This is a genomic window from Bartonella sp. LB28NMGDW (assembly GCF_042194435.1).
Lineage (GTDB): Bacteria > Pseudomonadota > Alphaproteobacteria > Rhizobiales > Rhizobiaceae > Bartonella > Bartonella grahamii.
In genome coordinates this window covers 99799-113808 of sequence record NZ_JBHIMX010000005.1, presented here as the reverse complement: position 1 = coordinate 113808, position 14010 = coordinate 99799, and the positions used below count along the sequence as shown (strand labels likewise).

The window sequence follows — 14010 nt, the reverse complement described above, 5'->3', positions numbered from 1 at the left end:
CTCATTTCTAATGTATTCATGATAAAACAATCACAATCATTTCCTCACCTATCACAAAGGAAACAGCCACTATAAAAACAAGGAATAAAAATGCCTCGTAAAGAATCAACACAATGGCGTTTTTGTCTATCTAAATTTCACAAACAGCATACACACACATGATGCTCTTGAGAGGCATCAAAACTTCACTCTACGTAGAAAAGATGAAAACAATCCATAATCAATTTTATGAGCTATTTTTGTGAGTAGGAGCCATACGGATTCCTAAATCACGTAATTGTGTAGGAGAAACATCAGACGGAGCACTCATCAAAAGATCAAGTGCCTGTTGATTCATAGGAAATAAAGCAACTTCACGCAAATTTTTAACACCCTGCAACAGCATAATGATGCGGTCAATTCCCGCAGCCATGCCACCATGTGGCGGAGCCCCATAATGGAATGCACGATAAAGACCACCGAAACGATCTTTCACAACTTCCTTAGAAAGTCCTACAAGTTCAAAAACTTTAAGCATCATTTCTGGTAAGTGATTACGAATTCCACCTGATGCAATTTCATAACCATTGCAAACAAGATCATATTGAAAAGCTTTAAGAGTAAGAGGATCTTGGGTCTCAAGAGCATTTTCTCCCCCTTGAGGCATGGAAAAAGGATTATGTCCAAAATCAATCTTTTTTTCATCTTCATTCCATTCAAAAAATGGAAAATCAACAATCCACGCCAAAGAGAAACTCTCTCTATCGAGAAGATCTAATTCTTCCCCTATCCGTGTACGGGCTGCTCCAGCAAAAGATGCGAATTTTTTTGGATCTCCAGCCACAAAAAAACAAGCATCACCACTTTCAAGTCCAAGCTGTATACGGATTGCTTCAGTCCTCTGTTCACCAATATTTTTGGCGATAGGCCCTGCTCCTTCCAATTTTCCTTCTTCTTCACGCCAAAAAATATAACCGAGCCCTGGTTGCCCCTCGCCTTGTGCCCATACATTCATACGATCACAAAAAGCACGACTTCCACCCGTTTTAGCTGGAATAGCCCACACTTGTGCATTCTCATCATTCGCTAAAATTTGAGCAAAGACTTTGAAACCAGAATTATAAAAATGCTGAGAAACATCTTCCATAATGATCGGATTACGTAGATCAGGCTTATCAGAACCATATTTTCGCATTGCTTCATCATAGGAAATGCGAGGAAAGCTTTGTGTCACAGTTTTTCCATCTGCAAATTCTTCAAAAATAGAACGCATAATAGGTTCCATAGTTGCTAAAACATCTTCTTGCTCAACAAAACTCATTTCAACATCTAATTGATAAAATTCACCAGGAAGACGGTCGGCCCTTGGATCTTCATCTCTAAAACATGGAGCAATCTGAAAATAACGATCAAAACCTGACATCATCAACAATTGTTTATATTGCTGTGGTGCTTGCGGTAGCGCATAAAATTTTCCTTGATGAACACGACTTGGGACCAAAAAATCACGTGCTCCTTCCGGTGATGAAGCTGTCAAAAGTGGCGTCGTAAATTCCGTAAAACCATTATTTTGCATAGCCCGTCTCATAGCCGCAATAATTTCAGTCCGACGCATGATATTTTTGTGCATAGTCTCCCGACGCAAATCAAGAAAACGATATTTTAATCGAATATCTTCTGGATAATCAGGCTCACCAAAAACCGGTAAAGGAAGTTCATCAGATTTTGAAAGAATTTCTACCTCTTGTGCAAAAATTTCAATCTCACCTGTTGGAAGCGTTGCATTAATAACCTCATCGGAACGTGCACATACCTCTCCATCCACACGAATAACCCATTCAGAACGCACTTTTTCAATAACTTTAAAAGCCAGCGAAGCAGGGTCAGCAACAATTTGTGTGATTCCAAAATGATCACGTAAATCCACAAAAAGAATTCCGCCATGATCACGAACACGATGAACCCATCCCGAAAGACGGACTTGTGCTCCTACATCACATTTACGAAGAGCCGCACAATGATGACTGCGATAACGGTGCATATTTTTTGCCTTTGATTATAATATTCATATGCGCTACAAACGCTTTTTAATAACCATTTGTCAAGATATGAGAATAAAAACTCAAAAATAAAGTCAATAAAGGACAAATTTAATTTATCGAATTATAATAAAATGATGAATCTTATTACACAAACAACCGATCTTGAAATTGCACTTAACGCTCTACATACCTCTGATTTTGTAACAGTCGATACTGAGTTTATCCGCGAAACAACTTTTTGGCCTCAACTGTGTTTAATCCAGCTCGCATCACCAGATATCACAGTTTTGATTGATCCCATAGCACCGGATATTGATTTACAACCTTTTTTTGACCTTATGATCGATAAAAAAGTTGTAAAAGTTTTTCATGCTGCGCGCCAAGATATTGAAACAATTTATCATCTTGGAGGTGTTATTCCTTCCCCTCTCTTTGATACGCAAATAGCAGGATCAATTTGTGGATTTGGTGATTCTATCTCCTATGATCAAATTGTACAACGCTGCACGGGGCATCATCTTGATAAATCCTCCCGCTTTACAGACTGGAGTTACCGCCCTTTGTCTGAAAAACAACTGCTCTATGCACTTGCCGATGTAACCTACTTAAGAGACGTTTACCTATTATTGAAAAAAAGGTTAGAAAAAAATCAACGTGCTCACTGGATGGACGATGAAATAACAATCCTTTTAAATCCTAAGACCTATGATATGCCAGAAGATGAAGCATGGAAAAAAGTGAAAGGAAAAATTAAAAAGCCACGTGAACTTGCTGTATTACAAAAGATAGCAGCTTGGCGGGAACGTGAAGCACGAAAATACAATATGCCACGTCGTCATATCATAAAAGATGAATGTCTTATAGAAATAGCAACCCAACAACCAAAAGATGAATCTGCATTAAAACGGTTGCGCAGTCTTAATAAGAACTGGGATAAACTCTCAATTGCTCAATCATTAATCAAAGCTGTCCATGAAGGCTTAGAGGTGGATCTTTCTACTTTACCCCCCATTCCTAAACATAATCCACTCAATGATACGACAGCCGCTGTTATCGATCTACTCAAAGTGTTATTAAAAATTGTTGCAAATGAAAACAGCATTGCCCCTAAAATTATTGCAACATCTAATGATTTAGAAAAAATTGCCAATGGAGGAATAAAGAAAAATATTCCCGCTATGAATGGCTGGCGCTATGAAATATTTGGTCAAAAAGCCGAACAACTGCTAAAGGGACAGATAGGGTTTTACTTTAACGATGGAAAAATAAGCACAAAACAGCTTTAATTTACATTTTCATTTTGAAAAATCCATTACGCTACTCATTATCTACATCAATTGGTATGCCCTATAGACCAACGCAAACAGGATAAATAAAGCCTACTTCTGACAAAGTTAAAAATTAAATAGTGAACCCTTATTAAAAATGACAGCTAAATCTTTACCCAGTCAATCAAATAGCAATCCTATTAAAAATAATCTAAAAAAACAGACAGCTCCTTATTTAAAAGTTTTGATAATAAAAGCGCACTCATTACAAAAATAGCAGCCTAGCAATAGGAACAAACAAAGATATAATATCTTACGTCCCCATATCGTATTAAAAAACTACCGAGATTGCAATATAACAATCAAAAACCAGCCAGCATAACAACTAAAACACCTAACAAAGACAACATACTGATTTATAAAGATAATCTAGCGTTATTTATATTAAATTAGACCCCCGAATATCATAAGATTCTCTCATTCCATCTCAATAAGACTCATAAAGTTTTACATAAGAAATTATATGATAAAGCGCTGTTTTTTTTATAGATTAAACGCCTTTCAAAAAATCATGGTTAATAAATAGTTATGATTTATTTCTATTTTTTATAGTGAAAGGATTTTATAATGACTGAAATGATATTCTTTTGACAGACCGTGAAAGTGCAAAACTGCTTCATATGAGTATTTCAACATTCCGGTGTCATGTAACCAATGGATCTCTCCCAAAACCTTTAAAAGTTTGTTTTTTTTATCGCGTTGGTTACAATCGAATCTTATCAATATAATCGAGCAAGCTAAACAGAAACGTTATAACGACGCAGCATAAAAAGAAAACCTTTTCAGGTAAAAATGGACAAGGCTTTCATTTTCACATGAAGCTTATGAAGTGAAAAATCCATCTTGTGACGCAAGTAACAGAATAAAAAAATTATGTTTTCTTTTATGAATGCTCAGAGCATTACCAATGCCTTGCGTGGTGTCTGGTATGAAAGTTATGGAACAAGTCCTATTGTCCAGCTCATGATGATAGGTTAGCTAGTTTATCCCTCGTCAATAGCCCTATTATAAGACATAAAACACGAATAAATTAGGAAAAAAATCAAAAAATTTCAAAAGCGAGAGGTTGTTTTATTATTTTTGATAACGTCTGTAATCGTCCAAGAGGACGTTCTCCTAATAACCCAGCGTAATTCTTTGGGATCTGCAGGATAATATGATCTGCTTTTTTACGCCACAATAGATGAGGTAAAATACCTGCAACAGAAGCACTAAAAAGATGAGCAATACGCATAGTTTCGCCAAGAATACGTGCTTTCTCAATTATATTTTGAGTTGCTAATTGAAAAATGGGAAGAGATTCTTTATCAACCAATAAACTCGTATTGCGAAAAAAAACAGCAAGCGCCGCATAAAGGCGCCCTTCATGGGAAATTCCTGGATAAGATCCTAAAGCTATTTGATTTGCTGCTTCATTACCTCTATAATCTGGATGTATACGCCAACCAATATCCGCAAGAAGACAAGCAGCTTGACGATAACGACATTCATTTTCAGTTTCTGAAATTCCAAAAACTTCAAAAGCATTCGTCGTAAAATCAATGAGTTCTTCTGCTTGTTTTGGTGAACGTGCCCGTAAAATAGCCATTTCTGTGCATGCTGCAATGAGAGGATCTGACAGCTGAATCGCCTGCGGCAATCGTGAATAAAGAAAACCTTCACGAACGCCAGCACCTGAAAAAACTATCTTTTCAAACTGCATACACTGAATGAGTTCAATAAGAACTATTGCCCCATAAGATAAAAGTTTCCGACGATTCTGAGAAATCGCTGCAATCCCTCTCAAATTATCAATATTGCCACGTGCTACAAGACGTAAAAAGTTCTCCATTTCAACGGCTTCAACTTCATAGCCATGCATAACAGGGAGCCGATAGTGTTTCATTGCCATATGGAGTTTTGCCAAATTACGCCATGTCCCCCCTACTGCATAAAAATAACGTGCTGTACCTTTACGAGTACGAACAACAGACGATTTATAAAATTGCTCATGTACAATTTTTGTAGCTACAGCACTATCATTATTTGACATATACTGTAACCTTAAACCACCCAATGGGAGAGTTATCCCTTCACCAACATCAGAATGATCAATATCAATCAGCTCAAGACTTCCACCACCAAGATCTCCAGAAATACCTTTTGGTTGATAAAAAGTAGAAACAACTCCATATGCTGAATACATAGCTTCTTCACTTCCTGAAAGAAGATATATTTTATTTTGCAAAATATCTTCAGCATGCTGAATAAATGCTACGCCATTCTTTGCATCTCGTGCTGCTGCTGTTGCTAAAGTATAGACCTCATCTGCCCCAATCTGTCGACAAAGCGTACGAAACCGTTTCAGTGTTTGCAATGCCATTTTCATCGATTGTTCTTCTAAAAATCCCGTTTTTGCCACACCATGACCGAGACCACAAAGAATCTTTTCATTAAATAAAACTGTTGGTGAGCGAACAAGCCCCTCATAAATAACCAACCGAACAGAATTTGAGCCAATGTCAATAACAGCAACAGGCTTACACCCTTTTAACCGACCTTGAGCATCTCTATATGTCATTGGATTTTAGTCTTTATGTATTTCGGCTTGTTGCCGATGCAACGCAACCAAGCGCGAAACAGAAGACTCAAAAGACTCATTTTCCCCTGCAAAACTTGTACTGGCCATAAAATACTCCTGCGCATTAAATAGACTTTCACCTATCTGCGGCGTAATACGTTTTGATGTTCCATCCTTAAGTATATCAAAGCTTTGCTGATTATCAATAATATTAGCCAACATAATCTGTAAAAGAATTTTTTGACGCACTATTTTATTAAAAACTGGAACCAATATTTCAACACGATAGTCTAGATTACGAGGCATCATATCAGCAGAGCCTAAGTAAACGAGTGCATTTTCATTAGGCAAATCTTGACCATTCCCAAAACAAAAAATGCGACTATGTTCAAGAAAACGCCCGACAATTGATTTTACACGAATATTATCCGAAATTCCTAGAATACGAGGACGTAAACAACATATCCCCCGCACAACCAAATCAATTCGCACCCCTGCTTGACTGGCACGATATAAAGCATCAATAATTTCAGGATCAACCAATGCATTAACTTTCATCCAAATAGCAGCAAACCTTCCCTGTTGTGCATGAACAATTTCTCCCTCAATATGCTCTAAGATACGACCACGCAATGTTAAGGGTGAAAAAGCAATCTTCATTGTTTCATTTGGACGCTCATATTGCGCAATATAATTGAACAATAACGCAACATCATGAGCGATATCATCATCCGTGGAAAAAAAAGAAAGATCGGTATAAGTTTTAGCGTTAATGGGATGATAATTTCCTGTTCCAAGATGAACATAAGAGCAAAGACGTTTTCCCTCACGTCTCACAACCAATGACATCTTAGCATGAGTTTTTAATGCAATAAAACCAAAAATAACTTGAACCCCAGCACATTCAAGATCCCGCGCCCAACGAATATTTGCTTCCTCATCAAAACGTGCTTTAAGTTCTACCAAAGCAGTCACAGACTTTCCCTGTTCAGCTGCTTCAATCAAAGCGCTAACAATTGGGCTATCATTTGATGTACGATAAAGTGTTTGTTTGATTTCCACAACATCAGGATCGCAAGCAGCTTGACGTAAAAATTGGACAACAACATCAAATGTCTCATAGGGGTGATGAATCACAATATCATTTTCACGAATAGCCGCAAAACAATCCCCTTTATGTTCACGAATACATTCTGGAACACGAGAAATATAAGGAATAAATTTGAGATCATCACGAGGAATAGAAACAATTTCTGATACCATATTAAGCGCTAAAAATCCATCAAGAACATTAATACAATTATCAGGGACAGCGAGACTATTCGCTATAAATTGGCGTAAACTCTCTGGCATTCTTGCGTCAAACTCAACTCGAATAACCTGCCCACGGCGCCGCCTTTTGAGAGCAGTTTCAAAAAAATGAACAAGATCCTCAGCTTCTTCTTCTACTTCAATATCACTATCTCGGATTACTCTAAATATACCAATTCCTGTAACCTCATAGTTAGGAAATACATGTTTAATAAAAAGGCAAATAACATCTTCAGATGCAATAAAACGAAAATGATTACCCTCTTGAGGAAGAAGAATAAAACGCCTCAAAAGCATTGAAATAGACAACAACACTATGTGAGAGTTCTGATCAGTTTCTCCAGACAATTGAAGCGCAATAGAAAGCCCTAAATTAGGAATAAATGGAAAAGGATGAGTAGAATCAACAGGCAAAGGTTTTAAAACAGGAAAAATTGTCTCAAGAAAATATTTTTCAAGCCATGATTTTTCAATTTCTGAAAGATCATCAGAACAAATAATTTCAATATCATTCTTTTTTAATTCATTACGTAAAACATTCAATTCTCGTAGTTGGTGAGCCTGCAGCTTTGAAATTTCAGCTAATACAATATCAAGTTGTTCCTGTGGAGTGTGCCCATCTGCACTGCACGCTGTAATGCGAGAACGAATTTGAGCGGCTAATCCTGCAACACGAACCATAAAAAACTCATCAAGATTTGCAGCTGAAATAGAAAGAAATTGTAGACGTTCTAATAAAGGATGTCTCGCATTAGCCGCTTCCATCAAAACACGATTATTAAATTGTAGCCATGAAAACTCTCGATTAATAAACCGTACCGGATTTTTCATTGTTATATTCGATATAGAAATTTTATCTACCACCCTCTGTTCCATATATCCTAAATAATTTTCTTTTATATTTTCTAAAATCCTTGACAAAATATCTCACATAACATTTGATAACATGTTATCATCATAATAATATATCAATGCCTAACTTTCCTTATCATTTTTCCATTTAATATTTAAAAATACTTGGAACTATCTTCTATGCGCAAAGCACTAAAAGTAAGACAATTATTATAATATAGCATAAAATAGGAGAAATTTGTCTTAAAAAGCAGCTTGCATTATCATAAGCTTTATTACAAACTCACGCCTATAAAATAGAAGAGCCCAATCATAGCTGATGAGACAATTTATTCTGGAGTTTGTACCCCATGGCTGATCACAATATCCCTCATTTCCAAAATGACCTTGGATATAAAACAATCGAAATTGGTGTGAAAGAATTTATGTGTGTAGGCGCTACACACCCATTCGATCATCCTCATATCTTTATCGACATGGGAGCAGCAGATGAGAAAATTTGCCCTTACTGCTCAACCCTTTATCGTTATGTTCCCTCGCTATCATACGATCAAACAAACCCAACAGGATGCTTATATCATCCAGAAAAGCTATTATAATCGCGTTTTTTGGCTTTCTTAATAACCACTCTTTTAATTCTGCTTGTTTAATATGAAATCATTTGTGGAACAATCACCCATCATTGTTGGAGGAGGAATTGCTGGTTTAAGCACCGCTTTAGCACTCGCTCATAAAGGAATTGCAAGCACCATTATCGAAAAGTATAAGCAACTTGAAACGATAGGCGCTGGTATTCAACTGACACCAAATGCAACATCTATTCTTGCTCGCTGGAAACTTCTTAACAAACTCACTGCAGTCGCTACAATCCCACATTTTCTTGAGTTAAAAGATGGATTATCTTTAAAAATACATCTACGGGCTCATCTTATTAATCTAACAGAAAAATATTGGAAAGCCCCTTATATGACGATTCACCGCGCGGCTTTACAAAAAATTTTATATAATGCAGTGATTGAAAATCCTTTGATCAAATACAAAGCAGGCGAAACGATTGTATCTTCTACCCAATCTGCAAGCAACATTAAAATCACAACAATAAAAACAGATACGGCAACAGAACAGCTTCATTCAACGCCCCTCCTGATCGGATGTGATGGCGTTTGGTCAACATTACGGCAACAATCTCCTTTTCATGAAAGAGCAAATTTTAGTGGCTTTATTGCTTGGCGTGCAACAACAACATTTGATAATCTTCCTCAAAACTTTCGTTCTTCATTGCAAAATATGAAGACAATTACGGCTTGGATGGGACCAAAAAATCATCTTGTTGTCTATCCCATTCAATCGTCAGAAAAAATTTTTAATTTTGTCGCCATCACAAATGGAGAAAATTCAAAAGAAGGATGGGCTCATAAAGGAGATAAAGAAAAACTCAAATCTCTTTTTAGAGATTGGAATTCAAAAATCTTACAAATCTTTGATCATATTGATGAATGGAGCTATTGGCCACTCTTTCAAATGAAACAAAATCGTTTTATCGGTTTAGAGAGACAAGTATTTGTTGGCGATTGCGCACATGCTGCCTTACCTTTTGCAGCACAAGGTGCCGCTATGGCAATCGAAGATGCTGCCACATTAGCAGAAGCACTTTCATTGCAAGATTTTTCATTAACGAAAGCACTTTCGCTTTACGAAACAACACGCACCCCCCGTATTGCAGCAGTAAAAAAACGCGGAGATTTCAATAGATTAGCCTATCACGCAACCGGTCCCATAGCAATTGCACGCAATCTCATGATGAAAATTCGTACACCAGAGAGCATTATGTCAGATCTCAATTGGCTTTACATGTATGATGCAATGAATTCCATAAAAAATAATGATAAAAACTTATAAAATTTTTCCAGTACTTTGAATATTACGAAAGAACGAGATTTTTTGACTCTATGACACTAAAACCCATCATAATTTACTCAAATAAAGGCTATATTTTTTAAAATATACAATCCGATTTTAAAAGCTCAATTTTTAGCTCTCCTAAAAGCAAAAACACCACTCAAAATCAGCTCCCATCTTTATCTTTCTTTAACTCAGTTCTACATCAACAACACCCTGAATTAATTTCATCGCATTTGCGACATGTGAATTTACCTTATATCGCTTAGGAAGCGCAATTTCGACTTCTCGCAATCCATCCTCTTGAATTAAAATAAGCCCAACCTCTCCATTTCCCCCAAGATTTAAATTTTGTTCAATTTGTGGAAGCATATCAACTGTTTTTATAAAAAGACGCATCATTTTATGCTGTTGTAATGATTCCTTTTCCAAAGACTGAATTGTTTCAATTCGCAAACTAACTCCTTCAGAACGATTTTCTGCGCTTACCGTAATAATAAAAGATTTTCCGGGTTCTAGCATCTCTTCATAATCCGATAGTACCTCAGAAAAGAGAACTGCTTCATATTGTCCACTTGTATCAGAAAAATGAATAATTCCCATTTTTTTACCAGATTTTGTTTTACGCACGTTTTTTGCCACAACAGTTCCAGCAAGCCGTGCAGCCGTTGCTCCCCCTTTAACGGCATTGGCAAAATTACCCCAAGTCTGAATGCGTTTTTTGTCCAGAATAGTTTGATACTCCTCCAAAGGATGCGCAGAAAAGTAAAAACCTATAGCTTGAAATTCTCGATAAAGTTTCTCAGCCGGCAACCAAGGGGTTGTTTGCGATAAAATCAATGGTTCTTTTAATCCGCCTGCCATTCCAAATATATCAACCTGCCCGCTAGAATTGTCATCGAGAATACGAAGTGCACGCGCATGAAGGGTTCCAAGATTGGCTAATAAAACCTCACGTGCAATGTTAAAACAATCAAAAGCACCAGCACAAACTAAACTTTCCATCGCACGCTTATTAACAATACGAGGATCAATACGCGCACAAAAATCTTCCAAATCCTTAAAAATCTTATTCCCACGACAAGTAACAATATGATCCACAACAGTTTCTCCCACACCTTTAATGGCAGCAAGAGAATAATAAATACAGTTATCACCAACCTCAAAAACACGATGAGATGTTTGTATAGAAGGTGCAATAACTTCAATACCCAACCTTAATGCTTCACGCCGAAAATCATTGAGCTTATCTGTATTCGTCATATCATATGTCATTGAAGCAGCTAAAAACTCAACGGGATAGTTTGCTTTCATATAAGCTGTTTGGTAAGAAACAATTGCATAAGCAGCAGCGTGCGATTTATTAAAACCATAATCGGCAAATTTTGCTAAAAGATCAAAGATAATATCAGCTTGATCTTTATCCACACCACCTGCAACAGCTCCATTAACAAAACGCGTACGCTGTTTTTGCATTTCAGCATGAATTTTTTTCCCCATAGCACGACGTAATAAATCAGCTTCTCCAAGCGAATAGCCAGCAAGCACCTGAGCAATCTGCATCACCTGTTCTTGATAGACAATAACACCTTGTGTTTCTTTGATCAGATGGTCTATTTTAGGATGAATAGAAGCAATTTCCTCTTCCCCATGTTTGCGTGCATTATAGGTTGGAATATTCTCCATTGGACCTGGACGATAAAGTGCGACCAGCGCAATAATATCTTCAATACGGTCTGGCTTCATTCCAATCAACGCCTTGCGCATACCAGAACTTTCCACCTGAAACACACCAACCGTTTCACCACGTGCCATCATAGCGTAGGTTGTTTCATCATTCAGAGGAATATTTGATAAATCTATTTTAATCCCCTTTCTGGCAACAAAATCGACTGCCATTTTCAAAACAGTAAGCGTTTTTAATCCAAGAAAATCAAATTTTACCAGCCCTGCCTGTTCAACATATTTCATGTTAAATTGTGTAACAGGCATATCAGAACGAGGATCACGATACATCGGGACAAGCTCCCAAAGCGGACGATCTCCGATAACAATCCCAGCAGCATGAGTTGAAGCATGACGATAAAGTCCCTCCAACTGGAGTGCGATATCTAATGCGCGTCCAACAACGGGATCTTTTTTCTTTTCCTCTTCAAATTTAGGTTCATCCTTAATAGCATCAGCCAATTCTACCTGACTTCCTGGTGTGGCAGGAATTAATTTTGTAAGATAATCCACCTGACGATAAGGAACTTCTAAAACACGCCCCACATCACGCAAAACTGCACGTGCCTGTAACTTACCAAAGGTAATAATTTGAGCAACTTGATTACGTCCATATTTTTTTTGAACATATTGAATAACTTCTTCGCGCCGCTCTTGACAAAAGTCGATATCAAAATCTGGCATCGAAACACGATCTGGGTTGAGAAAACGTTCAAAGAGAAGAGAAAACCGCAATGGATCAACATCAGTTATCGTCAATGCATAAGCAACAAGTGAACCAGCACCAGAACCCCGTCCTGGTCCAACGGGAATATCATGAACCTTTGCCCATTTTATGAAATCTGAAACGATAAGAAAATATCCCGAAAATTGCATACGCGTAATAACTGAAATTTCATAATCAAGCCGCTGCTCATAATCTGCAATCGTATACCCTTCAGCCAATCCAATTGTTTCAAGCCGCATCTTCAAACCAGCTTTAGCCTGATTTAACAACTCACTATCTTCTACTTCTAAAGTAGCTTCTGAATTAGCAGATTGTTCTATAAAACGAGGCAATATCGGTTTTCGAAGAGGTGTGGCAATATGGCAACGCAATGCAATTTCAACACTATTTTCTAAAGCTTCTGGAAGATCCGAAAACAGTGTAACCATTTCATCTTGTGACTTCAAATAATGATCTGGCGTCACACGTTTGCGATCTGGATTAGAGACTATTTGCCCTTCTGAAACAGCCATCAGCGCATCATGCGCTTCATACCCTTCTCTCTTCAGAAAAAAGGCTTCATTTGTCGCAACAAGAGGAATTTCATGCGCATAAGCCAATTCAATAAGATCAGCCTCTACTCTCCGATCATAAGAGCCATGCCGTTGTAATTCCACATAAAGACGATCAGCAAAAGATTTTTTCAAATAAATCAAGCGCTCAACAGCATGTTCTTTTTTCTCTTCCGCCAAAGAAAGATTAATAGGTCCTCCCTTACCTCCCGTTAAAGCAATTATTCCTTCACTGTGTGCCGACAACCAATTAGCTTTAATATGAGGAGGATCAGTATCACATTTATCAAGATAAGCACGGCTGACAAGACGAACCAAATGAGCATAACCGGTTTCGCTAGCAGCCAAAAGAACAATAGAGCAAAAATTAGCAGAATTACGCCATTTAGCCAAACCTGAATGATCATTTTCATCACAAAAATCAACAGTAAGCTGACAACCAATAATAGGTTGGACCCCATGAGAAAGACAATGCTGTGAAAATTCCAAAGCACCAAATAAATTATTGGTATCGGTAATAGCAACCGCTGGTGCATGATCTGAAATCGCCTGTTGAATAATTTGAGGGATTTTTAAAGCCCCTTCGAGTAAAGAATAAGCTGAATGCACTCTCAAATGAATAAAGCGAGGAAGAGAATTTTTGTTCTCTTGCGTTTTATTTTTATTTTTTACCACTCTCACAATTTCCCACTACAAAATAAATGCCAAACAGCACCCCTTATAAAAGAAAAAAACTCCTGTTTATCATAACTTTAAAGCTATAAGTTCATCATCCTACATAGGAGCAATATCCCAATTTTATTAATATTTATAAGAGAGTTCTATCAAGAAAATGCTTCTATTCACAGCAAATAAACAGCTAAAATAAAAAGAAAAACAATACACCTCATCTAAGCACTTTAATTTTTACACCCTTTTATTGTATTTATCTTTAAATATTAATTTTTCTTCCTAAAATTCAATGTGTAAATAATATGTAAATAAAGCAACCTCCTCTTTATGACTTTATCCCCAAAAAGCTCTTCTAAAGGTCTAG

Annotated in this window: 7 protein-coding genes and 1 pseudogene; 4 read left to right on the top strand and 4 right to left on the bottom strand. The window is 37.1% G+C overall.

Translation table 11 applies throughout. From position 1 onward, the window contains the following. Nucleotides 1–226 precede the first annotated feature (226 nt). Entirely contained in the window at nt 227–2020 is a 1794-nt protein-coding gene (gene aspS / locus ACFIKG_RS04715; protein ID WP_375651842.1) for an aspartate--tRNA ligase, read from the bottom strand. A 132-nt stretch (nt 2021–2152) separates the two neighbouring features. Here aspS and rnd point away from each other — a divergent pair, with 132 nt between their 5' ends. Together rnd and ACFIKG_RS04705 are read left to right on the top strand one after the other, a co-directional pair. Further along, complete coding sequence (gene rnd, locus ACFIKG_RS04710; protein ID WP_375626908.1) at nt 2153–3307, top strand: ribonuclease D; 1155 nt, start codon at nt 2153–2155, stop codon at nt 3305–3307. A gap of 623 nt (nt 3308–3930) precedes the next feature. Then, nucleotides 3931–4118: pseudogene (locus ACFIKG_RS04705) on the top strand (helix-turn-helix transcriptional regulator). A 273-nt stretch (nt 4119–4391) separates the two neighbouring features. On the opposite strand, the gene ppx reads toward ACFIKG_RS04705, so the two are convergent. Further along, nucleotides 4392–5909, bottom strand: coding sequence for an exopolyphosphatase (ppx, locus tag ACFIKG_RS04700; protein WP_375651841.1), 1518 nt, complete (start codon nt 5907–5909; stop codon nt 4392–4394). Between the two features lie 6 nt (nt 5910–5915). Further along, nucleotides 5916–8096 (bottom strand): RNA degradosome polyphosphate kinase, encoded by a 2181-nt coding sequence (locus ACFIKG_RS04695; protein WP_375651850.1) that lies wholly within the window; start codon nt 8094–8096, stop codon nt 5916–5918. A 326-nt stretch (nt 8097–8422) separates the two neighbouring features. On the opposite strand from ACFIKG_RS04695, the gene ACFIKG_RS04690 reads away from it, so the two are divergent. Both ACFIKG_RS04690 and ACFIKG_RS04685 read left to right on the top strand, forming a co-directional pair. Beyond that, complete coding sequence (locus ACFIKG_RS04690) at nt 8423–8671, top strand: zinc-finger domain-containing protein (RefSeq protein ID WP_375611536.1); 249 nt, start codon at nt 8423–8425, stop codon at nt 8669–8671. Nucleotides 8672–8723: 52 nt separating this feature from the next. Then, entirely contained in the window at nt 8724–9971 is a 1248-nt protein-coding gene (locus ACFIKG_RS04685) for an FAD-binding protein (RefSeq protein WP_375626915.1), read from the top strand. A 189-nt stretch (nt 9972–10160) separates the two neighbouring features. On the opposite strand, the gene dnaE is transcribed toward ACFIKG_RS04685, so the two are convergent. Next, nucleotides 10161–13649: a DNA polymerase III subunit alpha gene (gene dnaE / locus ACFIKG_RS04680; protein WP_375651840.1), complete on the bottom strand. Its 3489-nt coding sequence runs from the start codon at nt 13647–13649 to the stop codon at nt 10161–10163. Nucleotides 13650–14010: the final 361 nt, after the last annotated feature.